Genomic DNA, 23,787 nt, shown 5'->3' with positions numbered 1-23,787 from the left:
TGTAATTTAGTGCTGTGCTTCTAAGTCCTTGGAAAATTCAATGATAAAAAAGAGGGGGAAGGCATTTTTTATTGAAGTTTGTTAATGATAGATTTTTAATTAGTTAGGGGGGATCGTAAAATAGATTATTAATCTCTTTGATAATTTTTATTTTCCTTATAGTTGGCATACTGTATTAGAAATTTTAAATTTTGAAAGGAGAATCAATAAGTATGGGTAAGAAAAGAAGAATAAGTAATAAGTTATTACTTGTCGGTGCAATTTTTACAATAGCAATTCCCTCAGTTTCATATGCGGAGGAAGTAATTTCACCTGAAAATTTTAAGAGTTCTTCAAATTTGTATGAGGGACGGAATACGACAGTAATGAAAACAAGCTTATATCCTGATACATATAATTATCCGTTTAACCAACAATTTATTTCGAAATTAAAGGAAGTAAACACAACTATAAAAAAAGTAGACAAAAGAGATGATGAAAATCCTATTATATCTACTACTCTTTCATTTATTCGCCATATGAATAGTGAAGATTATAAATCTGCATTTGATTTAACCTCAAGGTCATTACAGAAAATAATATCCAAAGAATGGCTGAAGAGCTATTGGGAGGGACTCCCAGTGCAATTACAAGCAGGTTCTTTTATAGAAATTGGAGAGGTTACACAAAAAGAGACAAATCCTGTTCATACAAATGTGGAGATTCAATTAGTTTTTGAAAAAATGACTGTACCTTTACTAATTAAACTAGATCCATCTGGAAAAATAGACGATTTTCAACTCAGCATGTCGTTTAGTCCTGTTGCAGAGCGTCCATCATATAGTAAGCCTGAATCATTTGTTGATAAAGAAGTAGTAGTTGGAAGTGGTGCATTTCCATTACCAGGAACATTGTCGGTTCCAAAAGGAAATGGTCCTTTTCCAGCGGTTATTCTTGTTCAAGGATCAGGAGCAACTGATCAGGATGAAACAGCGTTTGCTTTAAAACCATTTCGCGATTTAGCTGAAGGTCTTGCATCGAAGGGAATTGCTGTCCTTCGCTATAATAAACGAACGTATGAACATGGGTTGAAAACACAATTCAGTCCCTTTTATACAGTTGATAAAGAGACAACAGATGATGCTCTTCTTGTAACTCAATTTCTTAAAAATGAGCCTCTAATAAATAAGAATCAAATATATATTCTTGGTCATAGTCAAGGTGGAATGATGCTTCCGAAAATGATTGAAAAAGACCAAAATAAAAATATTGCTGGAGCAATTGTAATGGGAGGGCCAGCTCGTACAATCCAAGACGTTGTTTTAGATCAATTTGAGTATCTTTTTTCTATTGGGGCAATGAACATGGATCAATATAAATTCTACAAATCGCAATTTGAATTATTAAATGATCCCAATTTCTCTGGGCAGAATCCCCCAAAAGATTTTTACTTAGGATCAGCAGTATTTTGGGATTCTATTCGGAAAATTAAAGCAGCAGAAATGTCAAAAGAACAAAAGACACCACTTCTTATTATTCAAGGAGAAAGAGACTATCAAGTTCAATCAAAAATCGAAATTCCTCTTTGGAAAGAACAATTAAAAGAACGAGATAACGTTGATTATCAGCTATATCCAAAGTTAAATCATTTCTTTACAGAAGGTGATGGAGAAATAAGTAAACCAGATGAATATTATAGTCCTGCTAATATTCCTGAGTATGTTATAAATGATATTGCTGCTTGGGTGCAAGGAAAATCGCAATTAAATTAGTAACTATATGTTTTAATAAAGACTTTCTTTCTGTCATCAAACTAGAAACATTATTAGATTATATGTTTTTTAGCACTCTTTTTAAAAGAGTGTTTTTTTATTTTCCTTTGATTTAATTAACGAAAAAAAATATCTTGTACTCCTTTTGTAACGTTTTTTAAATAGAAATTTTCTATAAAACAATGGGCTTACCTTCCAAACAAAGCGTTATTTGTAACACTGTTATCAAAGCAAAGTGTTCGTGACATTTCTATGATATTCAAAAGCATTAATAACCTATTGTATGAAGTTTTTTGAAAATTTAGGTTTAACATCTTTAAAATAGGTGTATTACATATTACATAACAACTAAATAAAAAAATCTAAAGGAGGAAAGATACCATGTATAAGAATGAAAGAAAACCGGTGGTTTATGAATATCAAAATGAACAGGAAGTAGTTATGAAAGTAAAAGAGCTAGAATTGCAAGGGATTCACCAAGATGACATTTACGTCTTAACACATGAAAAACATATAACAAAAAAGATTGCAGATGATACAAACACAAATACGATTGGAGTAAAAGAACAAGGATTGGGCACAAGTATTATCAATTTTTTCTCCAAAAAAGGAGACGAACTTCGAAATCAAATGGAAGAAATGGGGTTGTCGAAGGAGGAAGCTAATTTATATGAAGAAAAATTAGATCAAGGGAAGATTTTACTCCTAGTAACAGCTGAAACACCAACGGCGAGTGATAGGCAGCTGCAAAACTATCATTCTCTCTAATAGCTTGCAACATCTGATAAATAGATAAGTTAATTGTTTTAGGTTGTAGCATGGAAGAAAATAAAAGTAGAGAAGGGTGAGAAAAATGAAACATACAATATTTAAGTATGCTGTGATTGGGATTACGACCGGAGTCATAGTCTCCCTATTAAAAAAAGAAAATCGGAAAGCTATACAAACAAAAGGAAAAAGCATAAAAGAAAAACTACAAGAAGGAAACATAAAGGAAACATTAGAGAAGGTAACTGAGACAAGTAAACAATTCTCTGCAACTGCAGCTAATGTTGCAAAACAAACATTACCACAATTGCTTACAGCCACACCAGTTGTCATTTCTACCATTAAAGACTTAACAGAGAACGAAAATAACAAAAAGAAAACAGATGAAAAGGATTACGAAATAAATGAAAATAGTAAGAACTTAGATGGGGAAAAAACGAAAAATGAAAAGAAATATGTGAAAGAAGGGAAAGAAGAGAGTGCCTAGATGTAACTCTAAAAATAGAAAGTGAGGAAAAAAGTATGAAATCTCTGTATGCAATTGATGTAGGAATTGGCTTTACCAAAAGGGCATATCGACAGGATGTAGATTCTGAGATGACGATCAAGAGTGAAGCTTCCACACTAGCCCCTGTACCTAATCATGCTGAAAGTGAAGATTTAACAAAGGTAAGTTTTATAGACTTAGATTTTGCATACTATATGGGAAATGAAGCACATCAATCTGACGCTTCGTTTCTTCCTCCATTTGACGAAGAAATAGAAAATTATTATGAAAGCGAACGATTTAAACAACAAATATTTGGTTGCATTGCAAAGGATTATAAAGAAAATGTCGTGTTACCTCTAGTTGTTACCGGGCTTCCCATCACTTGTTTTGGTAGTCAGCAGGAGCAATTACAACGTGCACTAAAAAAAGAAACTTCCGTGCAAATTGATGGGAAATTTATTAATATTACGGTGGAAAATGCTTTGATTCTTCAGCAACCGGTCGCTTTACATGCCTATTTCTTAAAAGAGGGAATCATTCAGGAACGAGATCGCATCTTAATTATTGATGGCGGATTTCGTACATTAGAAATGACAGATATGAAACAGAATCTCATTTTAAATCATTATGAGACGGAACTAGGATGTAGCAAGCCTTTGAAAAATATTAAGAATATCGTGCAGAATCATACGGATGAAAGTAATCAATTGCATATTAACGACATGCCAAACATATTAGAAAAAGGATATGAATGTCGAGAAGAAAATCATGAGACAAGTCAGGTTCATACTTTGATTCAAAAAGAGTTGGATGCACATTTCCAAGACGTCATGCGTGTATTACAAGAACAATTTAAGTTAGAACAGTATGATACTATTATTTGGACAGGAGGAATAGTAGATCTCCACAAAAAACGAATTGAAAAAATGCAAGGTGAAATTTCTTCTTTCCGTATGGTAGACGCTTCGAAAGAGGCTGCACTTCATGGATACTACATTATTGGGAGTCAAGTATTTGAAGACATCACAAATCAATCTGCATATGAATCCAAATTATAATAACGACTGAAATGGAGTTCGTTGAATAGACGTGCCAAATTATGTAGCTTCTTTTCCACATATAATAAATTATTTATAAGAAAAGATAAAAAGTGCTTGTATAGAGGAAATGTTTAAAATTGAGAATAAAAATAACTAATATATAGGGGGTCTTTCTTTTAAAAGAATAAGACCTCCTATGCCATTTATTTTGTAATTTAGATGATTTAAAAACTTTTCCTCCAAGATATGAATACCTACATACAAATTTCATATTACGGATATGATTCGATCAAACATAAAACTATTTAGAAAGGAAGAATAATATGGAATGCATAAAAATGACGAAATGGAGTTGGTATCATGTGAAAACTAGTGAGCTTGAAAAACTTTCTTCTATAATCCCTCGTGATATAACATCTTATTTCTCTCAATTTGTAAAGAAAATAAGTTCTCCTTGTGAAAATGGATTATATGTTTATACGTTATCACCAAGTCAAACTTGTGTATATGGTTCGTTTTTATATGATCAAGATAAAAAGGAGGCCAAAATTCAAAAATTTCTTCATTATTTCGTAGCTCATGGAATACTGATAACAGTTCAGGAAAAAGAGGAAGAGGACTTCCAAAAATTAATACATAATTTCCCTATGGGTACAAAAAATTGTAACACTTCCGCTGAAGGATTATGTGCTATCTTATCAATGTTTATATCTCATTATTTGCGAAAGGTTGACTACTTTGAAAACAATTTCAGAAATGTATTATGGGATTTTTATCATCATAATAACATAGCAGTTTTAGAAAGGATTTATCATATTCGTCATGAATTATTTATGAACACACATGTGTTTCGCTTAATACAAGAAGTGTTACAAGGATTGGAGGAAGCTTGGTTAGAAAAACTAACAAGCACCCTTTGTTATAAACAAACACACGTAAAATTAGAGCGTGGATTACAACTTGTTAAAGAGTACCAAGAAGAATTAGACACGATGATTCATTTACAAGAAGTTGTTTCTTCTCATCGTGGGAATGAAATTATGAAAGCTCTTACTGTATTAACTGCTGTGAGTACGCCTTTGACAGCCTTAGGAGCATTATGGGGTATGAATTTTAAATACATGCCTGAACTAGAATGGAAATATAGCTATTTAATCGCTCTCTTATTTATTATTTTCACAACAGGGGGTATGTATTTGTATATGCGGGTAAAAGGATGGACAGGTGATTTATTACGAGTAAAGAAAAAAAAATCTTTTTTTAAATCAAATTAATCTTGTTTTATAAAACATATGATAGATATATGGTTAGTAATATTTATTAATTGGGGTAGTGCCATATCCTCACCAAGTTAAAATTTTGATGTCCCCGCAATGATAAAAATGGTGAATATTTATATGAAAGATTAGAGCTCTCCTTCTTGTAAGAGAGCTCTAATCTTTGTTTAAAAACTATATTATATACATAGGCAGACTCATCATCTGAAATTTGTTCCGATTCAATTTAGAATATGACAAAAGAGAACTTGCGTTAGACAACAAGCTCTCTTTAAAAGAAATAACGTAATTGAGATACTTATATAGTAACAATTGTTTTCTTCTAATTCCATATGTCTTATGTTGAGAAATAAATTATAAGTGGCTTGATAAAGCTAAAACGAATTATTGACATAATATTTTGACGATAATATAATAAATCTCGAATTCAAGATAACTTGTAAAGGATTGGGAATTATGATCGTGATTAACGATGAGAGCCTATATTTAAAGTTATTTGTTATATTATGAAGGGAATTACAGTCAATCACTAAATGTATTGCAAAGGATATAAAAAATTATGGACTTAATCCAACTGAATTTGCAGTGCGTGAGCTATTATACAGTAAAGATAATCAGCTTATACAAAAACTTGGAGACAAAATATTATTTGCAAGTAGTAGTATCACCTATGCGTCAATTACTTCAGAAGGTATTGGATTGGTGGATTCTATTTTCCCTCAGCATAAAGAGGGGATTCGGAAAATATTTGGTAGTTTGGACTATATTGAGAAAAAATGATAATTAAACAGTTGAAAAAGTTAGGATATTACGCACAGTAATTGTAAGTTTTTAGAGGTTATTTCTTTTTAGTAATATCCTAATTAAATATAAATTAAATAAATAGGAGGAAAAATTAATAAGTGGTAGTAAATGTATTGTAATACAAAATTAATAAATCATGTAATTGCAAGTAGTATAGTAAGAAATGCGATTGTTATGTTAACGTATATATATTGTCCTTTTCATTATAAATCTTTCATAAAGCGGAGAGTGGGTATCAAGAATGGAATTACGTCATTTAGAGTATTTTATTCAAGTTTGTAATAATAATAGTTTTACTAAAGCTGCGGAAGTTCTAGGTATTTCACAGCCGACTTTAAGCCAACAAATCCGTGTGTTAGAAGGTGAACTTGATACGCCCTTGTTTCATCGAGTTGGAAGAGGTATCAAAATGACAGAAGCGGGTAAGCTGCTATTTGATAAAGGGAAATTTATCATGCAACAATTTGATGAAGTTTATAATGAAATTTTTGAATTAAAGGGTGTAAAAAGAGGGGTAATTACTATAGGTGGTTTATTAGAGGATCTCACTTATTTAACACCTTATATTATGAAGTTTCAACAACATTATCCCAACATCGTAGTGAAAATTATAGAATCCGAAGTTGCTGTAAATCAAATCGTTGATAAAAATATTGATATAGGCATCACACGTAGTGCTCAAATTCCAGAGACATTAACAAGCACCCTTTTGTATAGAGAAGAGCTTGTCCTTGTCATTCCAAAAAATCATCCTTTGAATGAAACATCATTTGTTTCTTTTCGAGAATTAGTAGGGCTCAGTAGAATAATGGTTTCATGTAGTTGTCGTGAATCTATTAAAATATATTGTGAGAGTTTAGGGTTATCTTTATCTGAAGCAAATATAGAAACAAAATCTTCTATTTCTCTATTGAGCCTTGTATACAATGGACATGGGGTTGCCATAATACCTCTTTCACTGGTTAACTTTGTTAATAATGATACTTTGAGCATAGTTCGTATTATTGACCCGACACCAAGTCAAGATATTAATCTTATCCACTTTGATGATAAATTTTTAAGTTTTGCAGCACGTATCTTTATGCAGAAGTTAAATAATCCTGAAAAAGCATTAGTATAATAAAAATAATAATGATTATAGTGTGAGGATTAAACATGATACATAATTCTTGGGAGAAGACCTAAATTACAGTCAAAGGATAAGTAGATTTATATGTGTGGTGTAGTCGCTTCAAAAGGGAATACCATGGACTTTTACTTAAGGGGAAAAGGACAGACTTTGCAAGGAGAGAAGGCTGTTAAAAACAAGTCAAGTTAATCAATTAACTCTTTGGTCTTATCGCATAGTAATAGATTCCATTAGGGATATACTGCTATTTCTTTTTACATATTCTTATTGCATAAAGAAAACCACCGGCATTATACTGGTGGTTTTGACTTAGAAAGCAAAGCAAGTACAACCAATACCCCATTTAGTTCCATCTTTTCCTATTACGGTATGAGTGTGTTGATGGAGAGGGTTACTGCAACTATGTAACTTGTGATCATGGGCATCGTGAGAAAGTATAGTGTGGGCTAGGTTAGCACCACCATAACCACAAACTCCCGTCGGTGACCAATCAGGTGATGCTGGTGGCAATTCAGGTGATAAATTTTTAAATTCATCATTTCCATAAACAACCTGCCCACCCATAATGGTGAGTAATGATTCAAGGTTCTTGATTTCTTCTTCTGGCACAGTAAAGTAGTCAGCAGACAATACAGCAAGATCAGCAAACTGACCTACTGCAAGGGTTCCTTTTTTACCTTCATCACCAGAGAACCACGCACTTCCTTTTGAATATAATTCCAGGGCTACTTTTCTATCAAGTTTATTTTTTTCATCGTATATCGAAAGTCCACCAATGGTTTTTTCGGCAACCATCCAGTAAAGAGCGACCCAAGGGTTATAGCTGGAAACCCTAGTTGCATCACTACCGGCGCCAACAGGTATACCTAGGTCTAACATACGATAAATCGGAGGAGTACGCTTTGCAGCTTCCTTTCCGTATAAATCAACAAAGTATTCACCTTGAAAAGCCATGCGGTCTTGGATGGCAATACCACCATTTAAAGCTATTTCCTTGAAATACATTTATGCATTTTGTTTACTAAGATCTCGCTGCGCGCCCATATAGCTTCCAATTATATTTTGATAGCCTGGAAGATTGCTAGCAAGCAAATTGCCAAAACCTTCGACATCGTTGCGCCAATCACGTTGTAATTCGCAAGCTACGCTAAACCAGTTCATAAGTTGCACACCACTATGTGCCATACGAGTATTTGCAGCATCTGCTACTTGTTTACTGAAAGTTCCTGAAGCATCAGTAACAGCAAATACTTCATATCCAGCTTTTATAGCGGAAAGTGCAGGGAAAGCAACACAAACGTCAGTAACTACGCCCGCGATGATAAGTTGCTTTTTTCCAGTTTCTTCGATTGCTTTTACAAAATCATCATTATCCCATGCGTTAATTTGTCCAGGTCGAGCTATTTTTGGTACATGAGGAAAGAGATCAACCAATTCTTGCATTAAAGGTCCGTTAGGCCCGTTTTCAAAATTTGTTGTTAAAATAACTGGTAAATCAAAAAACTTAGCAGTATGAGCAAGAGCTAGAACATTGTTCTTGAATTCATCAACACCATAGTCACGTACTAGTCCGGACATAAGACCAGTTTGATGATCTACTAAAAGCACGACAGCATCATCTTTGTTAATACGAGAATAGAAATCAGTCATTATGTATTCCTCCTAAAAATTAAGTAATCGAAGAAAGTTTAAATAGTCGAATACTATCATAAGTTTCTTCGTTTATAACTAAGCTGACCAATAATATTGGTTATAGCAGCATTCACAGAACATGAAGTGCTATACAAATTTATAGTATTTGAAAACTGATTAATTAATCAATTCTAAATTATCTATAATTTGTATAGGTCGTAACTATAGTTGTTTTCACTATAAAATAGATTGGTTTTACCTATACATCCTATAGATAGAACAATATTGATAGTCACCTATTTTTGTTATTACAATTGAATATGAGTAATGTTCAGTAATTATTTTATGATGAAAAAGGTATTAGAGGGGGGGATTGTTCCAAAAGGAGAAAATGAATGCATTGGAACAATAGAGTTTCATACTTAGAGTTCACAACATAAAGGTGCATGAATAGGTTATGAGATTCATCCGAGTTATTGAAGAAAAGGATACATATTAGAATATTTTTTGGAGGTAGAAGCATGGCTAAAATTACTGTAGGAACCGAAAATCAAGCACCAATTGAGATATATTATGAGGATCATGGCACAGGAAAACCAGTTGTACTAATTCATGGTTGGCCGTTAAGTGGTCGATCTTGGGAATACCAAGTTCCAGCTCTTGTTGAGGCTGGATACAGAGTTATAACGTATGATCGTCGAGGATTTGGAAAATCATCTCAGCCGTGGGATGGGTATGAATATGATACCTTTACTTCTGATTTACATCAACTATTAGAACATTTAGAGCTTCAAAATGTCACACTTGTTGGTTTTTCTATGGGTGGAGGAGAGGTAGCTAGGTATATTGGGAAATATGGAACCAATAGAGTAGAGAAGGCTGTATTTGCAGGAGCTGTACCACCATTCCTTTACAAGTCAGCAGATCATCCTGAGGGTGTATTAGATGATGTAGCAATTCAAGGATTTGAAAATGGAGTAAAAAGTGATCGCCTAGCATTCCTTGATGAGTTTACGAAAGGATTTTTTGCTGCTGGAGATCGAACTGACTTAGTTAGTGAACCATTTCGACTTTACAATAGGGATATCGCTGCAGGTGCATCACCTAAAGGAACACTAGATTGTATCGCTGCTTTCAGCAAAACAGACTTCAGAGGCGATTTAGCTAAGGTTAATATACCTACCCTTATTATTCATGGTGATTCAGATGCGACTGTACCATTTGAATATAGTGGGAAATTAACACATGAAGCAATTCCTAATTCTAAAGTAACGTTAATAAAGGGTGGTCCACATGGGCTAAATGCAACGCATGCCAAAGAATTTAATGAAGCACTCCTATTATTTTTAAAGGACTGATTATAACTATATAATTGTTAATTGATAACTTATAAACAAGTTAAAATAAAGCTTTATAAAAGATGCTCTTGGATAAATCCAGGAGCATCTTTTTAAATGGTGATATTGAGATGTTAGATTGATAAATCTCCAGTAGTTTTGGATTGAATATTCTTCTTAACAGCTAAAATGTATTGATTAGAGTTTTTTAGATTTCTTAGAAGTATTGTTATATTACTATCAAGATAATATTTTGAATAATCCTCAAAAAAAGAAATGTTTTGTCAGAAAATAATAAAATTTTATTAATTTTTATAATTAGTTGAATTTTTATAGAAATAATTCTCTTAATATATTAAAATAACATCGTATTATGTCAGATTTTAATTATTAGGGGAGAGAAATTTTATGTTGAAAAAAATCATTCCAGTTGCTTTAGCAATAAGTACAGTTACTTTTACTAGTGTATTTGCTTTGCCTTCAGTACAAGCGAGTACAGAACCAAACCGCTACATAGATGTGCAAATGCTCGGTATTAACGATTTTCATGGGCAACTAGACACGGTAAAAAAAATTAACAATAAAGATGCAGGGGGAATTGAGTACTTAGGGGCTTATTTACGTAATCGTGAAAAACAAAATCCGAATACATTAAAGGTACATGCTGGCGATGTTGTTGGAGCAAGTACTCCTGTTTCAGCATTATTACAAGACGAACCTACGATTGAATTTCTAAATGATTTGAAATTCGATGTTGGAACGATAGGAAATCATGAATTTGATGAAGGTGTTGCGGAAATGAACCGCCTTATTTATGGTGGATACCATGAGAAAACAGGGAATTTTAAAGGAGCAAAATTCCCATATGTTGCCGCAAATTTCTATAATAAATCCACTGGTCGTTTATATTTACCACCATTCACTATAAAAAAGGTACAAGGAGTTCCTGTTGGATTCATCGGAGTCGTAACAACGGATGTTCCTAACCTTGTTATGCCTACTATGCTAAAGAATGTAGAAATTACAGATGAAGTTGAAGCTATTAACAAATCCGTAAAGCAATTAAAAAAACTAGGCGTTAAATCTATCGTTGTTCTTGCGCATAACGGAGGTATAACAGATGGGAACGGTGTAACAAATGGTGATATCGTCCGATTAGCAAATGAGACTGATCCAGAAGTCGATGTTATTTTTGGTGGGCATAGCCACACTTATGTAAATGGAACTGTTAATAATAAACTTGTCGTACAAGCAAATTCTTATGGTATGGCTTTTGCTGATGTTGATGTAAAGATTGATCGTAAGACACAAGATATTGTTGAGAAAAAAGCAGAAATTGTTACAACTTACCATGAAGGCATGGAGCCTGATAAAAAAATAAAGAAGAAGATGGAGAAATATCAAGCAAAAATCGCACCTCTTGTTAATGAAGTTGTAGGTAAGTCTATTGCTCCACTAGATCGTAAACTCAATACGGCTGGTGAATCTACTCTCGGAAATTTAGTTGCTGATGCCCAGCGTGCAACAATGCAATCTCAAATTGCACTTATGAATCCTGGTGGTATTCGTAATGACTTAGATGCTGGTGATATTACATGGGGAGAGATATATGGTATTCAACCATTCGGAAATCAATTAATAAAAATAAATTTAACAGGTCAAGACATTCGTGATATTTTAAATCAACAATGGCAAAAAGATATAACAAGAATGCTTCAAATTTCAGGTATCCAATACACTTGGGATGCGAACAAGCCTAATGGAGAAAAAGTAACAAGTATTCGCTTAACAAATGGAGAAGAAATCATTCCTTCTAAAACTTACAGCGTCGTTGCTAACGCATTTCTAGCTTCAGGTGGAGATGGATTTGTATCCTTTAAAAACGGTAAAGATGCTGAAACAGGACCAACTGATTTTGAAGCATTAGTAGATTATATAAAAAAATCAAAAGAACCAATTCAGTCTATTATCGATGGAAGAATTCAACAAATAAATTAGTTTTTATTAATCTCAAAAACAACTAGATTACCTGTGCGCTATACTCTTTAGTGTGCAGGTAATCTAGTTTTTTGATTTGAAATAGTCTAACTGTGGCCAATGGGTATACCGTCTAGATGCAGAGTGCCGAAAAAAATGAAGTGAACAAAAAATAAACCCTAAATTAACTCTATGATAAAGAGACTACAAACAATCAAAATTTGGAAATTCATATTAACCATATATTAACCACGTTAATAATACATACTGAAATTGAATACTTTAGATAACATCATTTATAACGAATATCTATACATTATAATGTTATGCAATGAGGAATTTACACTACAATGGATTGAAGCTTATGTAGTTTTATATTCGTATAAGTGAATTAAGAATTTCTTAAGAACCTATTAAGAAATAAGTGAGTTTTAGGAATTAGAATAAATGTATCTTAACAGTAATAAGAAAATGAATGTTTTAAATGGAAGTTGGCAGAGTATGTCAAAAAGCTATAAGTAAATATTTCAGGAGGTTTTTTATGAAAAAGAAAATAATTATTGCAATTGTTGCTTCTGCTATAACAATGACTCATTTTGTAGGAAATACTTATGCAGATTCGAAAACAGAGGTTTCTGTTACAGCTCCCTACAATATAAATCAAATAGTGAAATGGTTAGAAGCACATGCAAAGCCTTTAAAAACAACTAATCCAACTGCATCTCTTAATGATTTGAAACCACTTAAGAATATGATAGGTTCAGCTTCAATTGTAGGTTTAGGTGAAGCTACGCATGGGGCTCATGAGATTTTTACAATGAAACACCGCATTGTTAAGTATTTAGTATCTGAAAAGGGCTTTACCAACTTAGTTTTAGAAGAGGGATGGGACAGAGCTTTGGAACTTGATCGATATGTTCTTACTGGAAAGGGAAACCCAAGCCAACATTTATCACCTACATTTAAGACGAAAGAAATGCTAGATTTACTTGATTGGATTCGGCAATATAATGCTAATCCAAAACATAAATCGAAAGTACGTATCATTGGGATGGACATTCAATCAGTAAACGAGAATGTCTATAATAGCATAATAGAATATATTAAAGCGAACAATTCAAAACTGTTGCCTAGAGTAGAAGAGAAGATAAAAGGTCTTATTCCTGTAACAAAGGATATGAATACTTTTGAAAGCCTTACGAAAGAAGAAAAAGAAAAGTATGTTTTAGATGCTAAACAAATTAGTGCTTTATTAGAGGGAAATAAAAGCTATTTAAATGGAAAATCTAAAGAGTTTGCATGGATAAAGCAAAATGCTCGTATTATTGAACAGTTTACTACAATGTTAGCGACACCTCCTGATAAACCAGCGGATTTTTATTTGAAACATGATATTGCAATGTATGAAAATGCGAAGTGGACTGAAGAACATTTAGGGAAAACCATTGTATGGGGACATAATGGACACGTTTCGAAAACAAATATGCTTCCTTTTATATATCCTAAAGTAGCTGGGCAGCATTTGACAGAATATTACGGAAAAAGATACGTATCTATTGGAACGTCAGTTTATGAAGGACAATACAATGTCAAGAATAGCAATGGTGAATTTGGCCCATATGGAACATTAAAATCGGATGATCCAAACAGTTATAACTACATTTTTGGACAGGTCAAAAAAGATCAATTTTTTATTGATTTACGTAAGGCGAACGGCGTGACAAAAACTTGGTTAAACGAACAACATCCAATTTTCGCTGGAATAACTACCGAAGGGCCTGATATACCAAAAACTGTTGATATATCATTAGGTAAAACGTTTGATATACTTGTTCAAATTCAAAAAGTGAGTCCATCTCAACTACATCAATAAATTTAGAATAATGTACCTTAATGACAACTTGAGAAGTGTTTCATAGAACACTATGAAATTTGTTTTATATAGCAAGAAGAATAATCGTATTAGAAAAAATCAGCAGTTTAACCTGTTAAGAGTAAAACGAATCTTCAATATGTAAAGCGCAAAAAACACTGAAGCGAAAAGCATCGGTGTTTTTTGCGCTTTTGGGCACAGATGCTACTTCGATCCTATTGTAGAAGTGATTTTGTATGTAAGGAATTTGTAAGGAATAGGTAAGGAAAAAGAGATTTTCATTGTGTAGGATAAAAATATAAGGAGGCGTGAAGGGGGGAACAAGTACGGCCTACATATAAAACAAATAATCAGTAACAAGAGTGTTTTGTGAAAATAATGAGTACAATAATTGCAAATGCATTGTTGCCTTTTCATCATTGAGAGAATGGATAGCTGTGTGGTTCGTATATGACACTGCTATTAACTATCTATATAATTTAAATAGAAGAGAGGAATTCTTTATGAAAACACGCAGTAAAATTACATGTGCAAGTCTAGCACTTTTAATAGGTGGAAGTTCCCTGTTATACATAACACCAACATCAATTGTAAAAGCAGAATCTACGCAAAATGTATCTAGTTCGTTACAAACAAGTACGAAAAGCGATCGTACTTCCGTTAAGAAAGCAATACGGGATGAACTGCAACTTGGATACCCGGGAATACTCGCTCAAATTTCTAAGGGTGGTAAAACTTGGAGTTATACCGCTGGGGTAGCGGATCTGAAAACTAAGAGACCAATGAAAGCAGATTTTCGCTTTCGCATTGGCAGTGTGACGAAAACGTTCATTGCAACGACTCTACTTCAATTATCTGGAGAGAATCGTTTGAATCTAGACGACTCCATTGAAAAATGGTTGCCTGGTGTCATTCAAGGAAACGGATATGATGGTAACCAGATTACTATCCGGCAAATATTGAATCATACAAGTGGTATTGCTGACTATATAAATTCAAAAGACTTTGATATAACGGATATAAAAAAATCGTACACGGCTGAAGAATTCGTAAAGATGGGGATTTCACTTCCCCCAGACTTTGCACCAGGAAAGGGTTGGTCTTATTCAAACACAGGATACGTATTACTGGGAATCCTTATTGAAAAAGTAACTGGCAACAGTTATGCCGAAGAGGTTGAAAATCGGATTATTGAACCGCTTGATTTGTCAAATACATTTCTACCTGGCAATTCAAGCGTGATTCCAGGTACCAAGCATGCACGTGGCTATTTGCAACTAGACGGAGCGAGTGAGCTAAAAGACGTTACTTATATTAACCCAGGTAGCTCGGATGGAGATATGATTTCTACTGCTGACGACTTAAACAAATTCTTCTCTTACTTACTAGGTGGCAAATTACTGAAGGAACAGCAACTAAAACAAATGCTTACTACAGTTCCTACAAATAGAGAGGGAACTGGATATGGTCTTGGAATCCTTGAAATTAAGCTTCCGAACGGTGTCTCGGTATGGGGACACAGAGGTGCCGTTCCAGGGTTTTCCACTTTTGTTGGTGGAACACTTGGAGGTAAACATACACTCGCTATCAATTCGAACAGTTTAAACATTAATAACCCGGAATTTTTTAAAAACATTTTACTTGCTGAATTTAGCAAGTAGACAAAAAGGAAAACTGGATAAATTTATCATTTGCAATTTCAATAGGAATGGATTAACACTTGAAATGAGTATAGGGGGGCATTAAGTATCTAGAAATAATCAAACCAATAATGAGAGATTGCTAAGTAAAAGGATTTGTTTATATATTCTATTCTCTCCAGCCGATTAAAAAAGTAACAGATATAATGAGTGATTATTATGTATACATTATTGCATTTGTGTTGGTATCGTCACTGATTATAAATTTGTATAAGGTGCGAAGTCTAATTTATGACTTCGCACTTTTGCTGTTTAACAGCCATTATTACTAAGCTATTAATAATAGAAAAAAGGAGAATGTAACTAGTTATGCAGATGAATCTTGGCACAGGCGTTATGTAGGAGGTTTTGCTGAGAATAAATTTAGAAGAATATATGAATTAGAGACATGAAGGCTGAAGTGAATTTTAGTAGTTTTTATGTTCATGAGTTACTTGAAATTCTAGCTGTTTTGTATGCATAGTTTTTCCCACCGTGATTGATAGTGCATAGATATTATTCTTATTATTATATATATTACCGAGTATGCATTAAGTGAGATTTTTTTAGAACTAAATACAGTGCCATCCCCTAATGGTGAAAATGGTATTTGAATATTGTAGGGCTCTTAAGTATTTTTTAGATTTTTAAAGCCCGGCCATTTTAACCAAAATTTTCATAGAAATACCTTTGAAAAGAACATAAGTTTGTATATAATAAGAACGAATGTTCTTTTGTTGGGAGTGATAACCTTGTATGATTATTCTCTTTTACCGAATCGTATTATTCTTTGTGTAGACCTTCGTAGCTTTTATGCAAGCGTATCATGTATTAAAAAAGGACTTGATCCAAGATATACAAAATTGGCTGTCGTAGGGGATGTGAATCAGAGCGGATCAATTGTATTAGCAGCAACACCGCCATTAAAAGCGTTAGGAATAAAGAAGATGGCTCGTTTGTACGAAATACCGAAGCGACCAGATATTATTATTGTGAATCCAATTATGCATACGTATATGAAATGTTCAACTTTCATAACGGGTTTGGCTTTGCAGTATGTCGCGCCGGAAGATTTTCATCAATATAGTATCGATGAATTTTTTATGGATATGACTGCAAGTATTCATTTGTTTGCCAGTAATCCGCGCGAATTCGCATTAAAGTTCAAGCGAGAAATATATGAACGTACAAGGATTGAAAGTACGATTGGTATAGGGCCTAATTTATTATTAAGTAAAGTAGCGATGGATGTAGAAGCGAAGAAGAATAGGGATGGAATAGCGCAGTGGACGTATGACGATATACCCGAGAAGTTATGGAGTATTAGACCGCTCAGTAAATTTTGGGGTATATCGTATAAAACAGAGATGAAATTGAATCGAAAAGGTATACATACCATTGGAGAATTAGCTCAGTATCCTTTGAAATATTTAAAGCAATCATTCGGTGTAATAGGAGAAGAATTACATCTACATAGTAACGGAATTGATTTTAGTAGAATAGCAGAAAAATACGTTCCAGCAACAACATCTATAGCGAAAAGCCAAATATTATTGCGTAATTATTCGATAGAAGAGTTCATAGTTATTTTATTAGAGCATATAGAAGAGGTTTGTTATAGGTTGAGACGAGAAAAGAAATGCGCGCAAACAATTCATTTTTCAGTTGGATATAGTAAGGAATACGGTGAGGGAATAAAAAAGGTACATACGTTAAATAGAGCAACAAACTTAACGATGGATATTTATAATGTTTGTACATATTTTTTATATGAACGCCATACAGGAGAGCCGATTCGATCAGTAAGTGTTTCATTAACAAACCTTATTAATGAAGGGGAAGAGCAAATTTCGCTTTTCGATAACATTATACAAAGAGAAAAAGAAATACGATTAACGAAAGTTATGGACGAAATTCGAACACGATTTGGTAAGAATAGTATTTTACGAGGTGTTTCTTACACAAGCGTCGCAACAGCAAGATATAGAAATACATTATTAGGAGGGCACAAATCGTGAAGAATGTTAATATGCCAAAAGGAAGAGGTATGGTAAAGTGGCAACCGTTTGCCAGTATGCCGGAGCAGTTCGCAGTTATTAAAGAAATGGTAAAGGAGCAAACGAAAGCCTCGCGTCCAACTGTAACGCAAGATGCAAAACAAATGATTGAAAATAAGCTATTAATTTCATTTTTAGGTGAGGAAGAGGTTTTACTTACATATTATAAAGATGGTTATTTATATAAAAATTACATAACAGTAGTGGATATTAATCCATTAATGGAGACGATTACTTGTACGGATGCTTTTTGTAATAAGCGCACTTTTAAGTTTTTTGATGTAATTGAGATTGATTAAAGTATATTTCTATGCAGCAGGCGTATTTTTTTTAGCCTACTGCATAGAAAGGTCAGTTACAGTATTAGGCTTATACTAAAAATAAGATACCCTTTATTACCATTGACGATAGTTGCATTTTAGATGAAGGAATGTGGGGAAACACCCCCCGTTAACAATAGAATTAGCATTAACATTAACAGCAGTTATAGGGTTTCTTAAAATTATGAATATCAGTTGTTAGAGGGTGCGATATTTATTTAGAAAAAGCCGTTTTAGATACTAATAGATATAATTAAGACAAGACTTAATGACTAAAGAAAATAAGCATTTTACACTTCAATTATAATAGGGAGGATCATTGGTTTTCTTTTTGTATGTGAGTATATAAAGTGACCAAGTGATTCTCGTATTTCTCTTTTTAGAACATTCCATTGATTAATATGTGCTTTTTGTAATCTGTTGACAGTTTCTACAACTAATTGATTAATTTTATTTAAGAAATCTTCTGAGTCCCGAACATATACAAACCCACGAGAAATTGTATCAGGGCCAGAAATTATTTTCTCTTCTGTTTTACTCAAGGTTATAACTATTACAAGCATACCATCTTCAGAAAGTTGTTTGCGATCGCGCAATAAGGCGTTTCCAACATCTCCAATACCTAAGCCATCTACATATATATTACCCGCAGTTATACGTCTTGTTTGCATAGCAGTTTGATTTTTAATATCAACAACATCTCCATTGCCGATAACATAAATATTATCTTTCTTGACACCAACAGATTCTGCCAATTGACGGTGATGATGTAACATTCTAAATTCACCGTGTATGGGAATGAAATATTTAGGTTTCATTAAAGTAAGCATCAATTTTAATTCCTCTTGATATGCATGTCCAGAAACGTGCATTCCTGTTGAACTTCCAGATCCATAAATAACATTTGCTCCTAATAGATATAAGTTATCTATAATACGTGAAACATTACGCTCATTTCCTGGTATGGGGGATGCAGACAAAATGACTGTGTCACCTGGTAAAATATCAACTTGTCGATAGTTGCCACTAGATAATCGGGACAGAGCAGCCATAGGTTCACCTTGACTACCAGTGCAAAGTATAGCGACTTTTTCGGGTTCCATTTGATTAATCTCATTTGCTTCGATTAACATGCCTTCAGGTATATTCAAATAGCCTTGTTCTAAGGCGACAGAAACTACGTTCACCATACTTCTTCCGAGGAGGGCAAGCTTTCTATTTGTTTTTAAAGCGGCATCTACTATTTGCTGTACACGATTCACATTAGAAGCAAAGGTAGATATAATAACTTTGCTGTGAGCCTTTACAAAGGCTTCTTCAATTTTTTCGCCTACTAATCGTTCTGATGGAGTAAATCCAGAACGTTCGGCATTCGTACTTTCTGAGAGGAGAGCTAAAACTCCGTTACTTCCGATATTAGCCATTTTGTGAATGTCTGGATATTGATTGTTTATGGGAGTCAAATCAAATTTAAAATCACCTGTATGGACTACTGTACCTTCTGGTGTATGAAAAGCAATCCCGAGGCAATCGGGAATACTATGATTTGTTTTGAAAAAAGATAGGTTTATCTGTCCGAATTCAATTAAAGACTCAGAGTCAATAACAATTAACTGTGTCGAATCTTGAAGTTTATGTTCTTTTAATTTAATGCCGATTAAGCCTAAGGTTAATTTTGTTGCGTAAATTGGTACATTCAATTGTTTTAAAAAATACGGAATACCTCCAATGTGATCTTCGTGTCCATGTGTAACAATTAAACCTCGAATTTTATCTTTATTTTCTTGTAAATATGTAACATCAGGTATTATTAAATCTATGCCTAATAAACTCTCGTCAGGAAACTTAGAACCACAATCAATGATTACAATGTCATCTGAATATTGTATGACATACATGTTTTTACCAATTTCATTAACGCCACCTAAAGCAAAAATAGATAGTTTATCATTTATTATACTCAAATGAATATCCTCCTCTTAAAACAAATTTACTTGAATCTATGTAAAGGTTTGTAACCAACTATTCATTAATAGTTGGTTACAGTTATCTCAAAGACCCATATCTTTTAATCCAGGACTATGCTCATTTGGCATTTCAGGAAGTTCTGGTACAGGAAAACCTTTTGGCGGGTCAGTTACTGCTAATGTTCCTTTGTTTCTACTTGGTGATTCACCTTGGAATATTTCTCCTATTCTTGTTGGATCTAAGCTAAAATTAAATTGTGCGTTATGGAATCCCATGTCTACATACTTTCTGCACTCTGGGTATTTATTAATATCATAGTTCGGCACAGGGAAGAGTTTCCCCCATTCAACACCCAATGTCTCTAAAGCTTTTGCGAAAGCATTTTGATGAGCATTATCACGTACAATTAAAAATGCAAGTGTTTCTCTAAAAGTTTGATTGGAACTCATTTCATAAATTCGAGTTTTTTGAAGTACACCTGTAGATTCAAGTACTACGTTATCTAATAAATCGCTAATTAAATTCCCATGACTATATACCCAAGATCCATTCCATGGGTTGCCAGCTGCATCAACAGGCAATGAACTTTGAGCACCTACAATAAAGTGGTGAGGATTTGCATGTTTAACCGCTTCATCAAGTGGTGCGTTGTCAACACCAGCATTTCCTGGCGTAGGTTCACCAGATCCAGTTAATAGTTGATTAATTGTATGTTGTACAAGTTCTACATGGCTTATTTCCTCTAAAAAAACACCTCGAAGTAAATCGCGATATTGCTTCTCTTTACCTCTAAAATTTGAGCTTTGGAAGAAGTATTGCATCATTGTACGCATTTCGCCATAATGCCCACCTAATATTTCTTGTAAAACTTTTGCGGCAGCTGGATCTGGCTTGTCCGGCTTGATAATATTAATCAGTTCTTCTTTATAATAAAACATGAAGTACACCTCTTTTAAGTTAGTTAACATTGTTATCGTGTCCGCTAATTGGTTACTTAATACTCAAATTCATTTTTTTACCAATAAATCATGATCTCAAAATGCAAATTCTTTTGGAAATAACTATTTTCGATATGAGATGAAAATGGGGGAATAGCTACTTACAATTTAATAAAAAAGATAAGATTACGGAGTGTAATCTTATCTTTTTATTAAGAATAATAAATTGTATCTTCAAGGTTTTAAAATGACTTTTATACAATCATCTTCACGGTTATTAAAAATTTGATAACCATAGCTCGCTTCTTCAAGGGGGATTTTGTGTGTAATAATCTCTTTTGGATCGAATTCTTTGTTTATTATTTTTTCAAATAGTTCCGGCATAAAATGAATAACAGGTGCTTGTCCCATTTTAAGGTTAATATTTCTAACCCAAAATGCTCCGAGTGGAAATGCATTATAATTGCCACCATAAACGCCAGTCATTTGAACCGTTCCATATTTTTTTACGGCTTTCGTAGCGATTTGAATAGGGCCGAGAGTTCCGCCTTGTAATTTTAATTTTTGTTCTAGAAATTCTAGTGGCGATTTTTTCCCATCCATGCCCACGCAATCAATGACTACATCGGCACCGCCATGTGTGATTTCCTTTAAATGTTCTCCCATATCGGGGAATTTTGTAAACTCAAATACCTCAACATTGTTAATCTTTTTTGCATAATTTATACGATAATCTAAGTAATCGACTGCGATTACACGCTTAGCACCTTGCATCCAAGCAAATTTTTGTGTCATTAATCCAACAGGCCCGCAACCAAGGACGATAACAGTATCACCTGGCTTAACACCAGCGTTTATTACACTCCAATAGGCTGTTGGCAAAACATCGGATAAAAACAGTAAAGATTCATCTTCAAGTTCGCATGATTCTGGTATAACAAATGGAGTGAAATTTCCAAAAGGAACTTTTAAATATTCTGCTTGTCCACCTGGATGGTTACCAAATTTCTCTGTATAACCAAAGTATCCACCAGAATCATAATGAGGATTGGAGTTATCACATTGGCTTTCCATTTCATGTTGGCAATAAAAACAATGTCCACAAGAAACGTTGAAGGGGATGACAACACGATCTCCTTTTTTCACTTTAGTAACATCTGGACCAACTTCTTCAACAATGCCCATTGGCTCATGACCAATAATGTAACCTGGAGGTAAAGGCATGTTGCCCTGATATAAATGTAAATCAGAACCGCAAATAGCAGTTGAAGTAATTTTTACAATAATATCATCTTTTTTCTCTAACTTTGCATCATCAACCTGTTTAACTTGTACTTGGTTTGGTCCTTGATAGGTTACAGCTTTCATCTCATATCTCCTTAGGAATCATTTTTCATAATTTATCTCGCTATTTGCCGGCTGCCCGTAAAAGCCCGATTGATGAGGGCTGATAATCACCCGGGGATGAACAAAACCCCACTGATTAAAATTTCACTTTATATGTATCTCCTGATAAAATATAAATTTTTAGTAAAGAGAAACCTGTACATAGTGTTGTTATGAAAGTATGTTATAGCAACTCTTCTTTCTTATATCTTTTGCCCTATTTTAAGAAGAAACTCAATAATTATTCATAATCTAATTTCCATAAAAAGGATAATTATTATTTCATAATTTGTCGCATATTAAAAACATCGGAGGTGAAATAATATGGCAAACAATAATAGTGGAAATCGTAATGAATTATTAGTTCGAGGCGCTGAACAGGCTCTTGATCAAATGAAATATGAAATTGCACAAGAGTTTGGTGTACAACTTGGTGCAGATACAACAGCTCGTTCAAACGGATCTGTTGGTGGTGAAATTACAAAACGTTTAGTTGCAATGGCTGAACAACAACTTGGTGGTAGAGCTAACCGCTAAGAGAATTTGTATAAAATATAGCGAATATGTAAATCAATTTCTTTTGTATATGTATAAAAATAAAAACCCTTATAGTAAATGGATTCTCACTCAAAGATTATTGATAATCTTCTTTCATAATCTTTGGGTATTTAATTTGTAAACTACTTTCCTAAACAATAAACACGCAGTGTTGGAAAGGTGTTTTCCATGCATAGTAGAAAAGCTTTTGCAGGAAAAAGCATACTTAAAAATTTGATTTCAATATTGAAATCAATATTGATTATGATATTTTCGAAAGGGAGGAATTTAAAAATGGGTATTTTAAGTGGAAACCCTCAAAATGAACCGTTACATTACGGAGAAGTATTTGATATTTGGAGTTATCTTCTAGCCGCACAAGGTGGAATCGCAAGCCATCAAGTATTTATGAATCATACAGGTGACGAAGATTTGAAGAAGTTTTTAGAAAGCTTAATTGAAAATGATATGAATTCAGAAATAGAAGAGTTAAAAACTCTTTTAAAAGTTAATGGCGTAGCTTTACCGCCAGCTCCGCCAGAACGACCAGTTGCATCTATTGAAGACATTCCTCCTGGAGCACGTATTAATGATGCAGAAATTGCAGCAGCGGTTTCTACAGGATTAGCAGCTGGACTTGTGACATGTAGTCAAGTGATGGGAAAATGTCTTCGAGAAGATGTAGGGATGCTATTCGGACAATTTCATATGAAAAAAGCACAAGCAGGTGTAACTTTGCTACGTTTAAGTAAGAAAAAAGGGTGGGTAGTTCCACCTCCATTACATGTGAAAAACTCTGATCAAGCTTAATAAACAAAAATAAA

General features: G+C 33.6%; 18 protein-coding genes and 3 pseudogenes. 15 read left to right on the top strand and 6 right to left on the bottom strand.

The genetic code is table 11. The annotated features are described in order from the left end of the window. Positions 1-212 precede the first annotated feature (212 nt). The gene (locus BAQ53_RS14900; protein WP_208905656.1) at positions 213-1,751 is read left to right on the top strand and encodes an alpha/beta hydrolase; all 1,539 of its coding nucleotides are present in this window, start codon (positions 213-215) and stop codon (positions 1,749-1,751) included. A 116-nt stretch (positions 1,752-1,867) separates the two neighbouring features. Here the strand turns inward: BAQ53_RS14900 and BAQ53_RS26275 are convergent. Beyond that, a pseudogene (locus BAQ53_RS26275) lies at positions 1,868-2,020 on the bottom strand (acyl dehydratase). 112 nt (positions 2,021-2,132) lie between these two features. Here BAQ53_RS26275 and BAQ53_RS14895 point away from each other — a divergent pair. From BAQ53_RS14895 to BAQ53_RS14875, 6 genes and pseudogenes are all read left to right on the top strand, one after another. Next, entirely contained in the window at positions 2,133-2,519 is a 387-nt protein-coding gene (locus BAQ53_RS14895) for a YflT domain-containing protein (protein ID WP_000277579.1), read from the top strand. 85 nt (positions 2,520-2,604) lie between these two features. After that, positions 2,605-3,006: a hypothetical protein gene (locus tag BAQ53_RS14890; protein ID WP_000683208.1), complete on the top strand. Its 402-nt coding sequence runs from the start codon at positions 2,605-2,607 to the stop codon at positions 3,004-3,006. A 35-nt stretch (positions 3,007-3,041) separates the two neighbouring features. Next, positions 3,042-4,067, top strand: a complete 1,026-nt coding sequence (locus BAQ53_RS14885; protein ID WP_000839438.1) for a ParM/StbA family protein — start codon at positions 3,042-3,044, stop codon at positions 4,065-4,067. A 305-nt stretch (positions 4,068-4,372) separates the two neighbouring features. Beyond that, a complete protein-coding gene (locus BAQ53_RS14880; protein ID WP_000388920.1) occupies positions 4,373-5,323 on the top strand; it encodes a magnesium transporter CorA family protein in 951 nt (316 codons plus the stop codon). A gap of 528 nt (positions 5,324-5,851) precedes the next feature. Continuing rightward, positions 5,852-6,147: pseudogene (locus tag BAQ53_RS26270) on the top strand (hypothetical protein). A gap of 224 nt (positions 6,148-6,371) precedes the next feature. Continuing rightward, entirely contained in the window at positions 6,372-7,250 is an 879-nt protein-coding gene (locus BAQ53_RS14875; RefSeq protein WP_000423210.1) for a LysR family transcriptional regulator, read from the top strand. 318 nt (positions 7,251-7,568) lie between these two features. On the opposite strand, the pseudogene BAQ53_RS14870 reads toward BAQ53_RS14875, so the two are convergent. Both BAQ53_RS14870 and ycaC read right to left on the bottom strand, forming a co-directional pair. Continuing rightward, a pseudogene (locus BAQ53_RS14870) lies at positions 7,569-8,246 on the bottom strand (amidohydrolase family protein); the annotation flags it as partial. An 18-nt stretch (positions 8,247-8,264) separates the two neighbouring features. Continuing rightward, positions 8,265-8,909, bottom strand: coding sequence for an isochorismate family cysteine hydrolase YcaC (ycaC, locus tag BAQ53_RS14865; protein WP_208905654.1), 645 nt, complete (start codon positions 8,907-8,909; stop codon positions 8,265-8,267). Between the two features lie 503 nt (positions 8,910-9,412). On the opposite strand from ycaC, the gene BAQ53_RS14860 reads away from it, so the two are divergent. The 6 genes from BAQ53_RS14860 (at position 9,413) to BAQ53_RS14835 (ending at position 18,113) form a co-directional block, all read left to right on the top strand. Then, entirely contained in the window at positions 9,413-10,249 is an 837-nt protein-coding gene (locus BAQ53_RS14860; protein ID WP_001074309.1) for an alpha/beta fold hydrolase, read from the top strand. Positions 10,250-10,636: 387 nt separating this feature from the next. Continuing rightward, complete coding sequence (locus tag BAQ53_RS14855) at positions 10,637-12,226, top strand: bifunctional metallophosphatase/5'-nucleotidase (RefSeq protein ID WP_046946076.1); 1,590 nt, start codon at positions 10,637-10,639, stop codon at positions 12,224-12,226. A 520-nt stretch (positions 12,227-12,746) separates the two neighbouring features. Further along, a complete protein-coding gene (locus BAQ53_RS14850; protein WP_000726826.1) occupies positions 12,747-14,078 on the top strand; it encodes an erythromycin esterase family protein in 1,332 nt (443 codons plus the stop codon). A 437-nt stretch (positions 14,079-14,515) separates the two neighbouring features. After that, positions 14,516-15,739, top strand: a complete 1,224-nt coding sequence (locus BAQ53_RS14845) for a serine hydrolase domain-containing protein (protein WP_116777374.1) — start codon at positions 14,516-14,518, stop codon at positions 15,737-15,739. Between the two features lie 770 nt (positions 15,740-16,509). Then, complete coding sequence (locus BAQ53_RS14840; RefSeq protein WP_000272622.1) at positions 16,510-17,775, top strand: Y-family DNA polymerase; 1,266 nt, start codon at positions 16,510-16,512, stop codon at positions 17,773-17,775. Further along, complete coding sequence (locus tag BAQ53_RS14835; protein WP_074594255.1) at positions 17,772-18,113, top strand: YolD-like family protein; 342 nt, start codon at positions 17,772-17,774, stop codon at positions 18,111-18,113. The genes BAQ53_RS14840 and BAQ53_RS14835 overlap by 4 nt, the downstream gene beginning before the upstream one ends. Positions 18,114-18,424: 311 nt before the next feature. Here the strand turns inward: BAQ53_RS14835 and BAQ53_RS14830 are convergent, their stop codons facing one another. The 3 genes from BAQ53_RS14830 to BAQ53_RS14820 all read right to left on the bottom strand — a co-directional run bounded on the left by BAQ53_RS14830 (position 18,425) and on the right by BAQ53_RS14820 (position 22,408). Continuing rightward, positions 18,425-20,098 carry a ribonuclease J gene (locus BAQ53_RS14830; protein WP_000022522.1) on the bottom strand — a complete coding sequence of 558 codons (1,674 nt, stop codon included), beginning with the start codon at positions 20,096-20,098 and terminating at the stop codon, positions 18,425-18,427. Positions 20,099-20,185: 87 nt separating this feature from the next. Then, the gene (locus BAQ53_RS14825) at positions 20,186-21,040 is read right to left on the bottom strand and encodes a manganese catalase family protein (RefSeq protein ID WP_000500355.1); all 855 of its coding nucleotides are present in this window, start codon (positions 21,038-21,040) and stop codon (positions 20,186-20,188) included. Between the two features lie 234 nt (positions 21,041-21,274). Next, a complete protein-coding gene (locus BAQ53_RS14820; protein WP_208905652.1) occupies positions 21,275-22,408 on the bottom strand; it encodes a zinc-dependent alcohol dehydrogenase in 1,134 nt (377 codons plus the stop codon). A 342-nt stretch (positions 22,409-22,750) separates the two neighbouring features. Between BAQ53_RS14820 and sasP the strand changes: the two genes are divergently transcribed. Beyond that, positions 22,751-22,963: a small acid-soluble spore protein, SasP family gene (sasP, locus tag BAQ53_RS14815; RefSeq protein WP_000002833.1), complete on the top strand. Its 213-nt coding sequence runs from the start codon at positions 22,751-22,753 to the stop codon at positions 22,961-22,963. A 294-nt stretch (positions 22,964-23,257) separates the two neighbouring features. Then, positions 23,258-23,773, top strand: coding sequence for a DUF3231 family protein (locus tag BAQ53_RS14810; protein WP_000512139.1), 516 nt, complete (start codon positions 23,258-23,260; stop codon positions 23,771-23,773). Positions 23,774-23,787: the final 14 nt, after the last annotated feature.

The sequence above is a fragment of the Bacillus sp. B25(2016b) genome (assembly GCF_001679765.1).
Taxonomy (GTDB): Bacteria; Bacillota; Bacilli; order Bacillales; family Bacillaceae_G; genus Bacillus_A; species Bacillus_A thuringiensis_K.
This window is presented reverse-complemented; position numbering and strand designations above follow the sequence as displayed.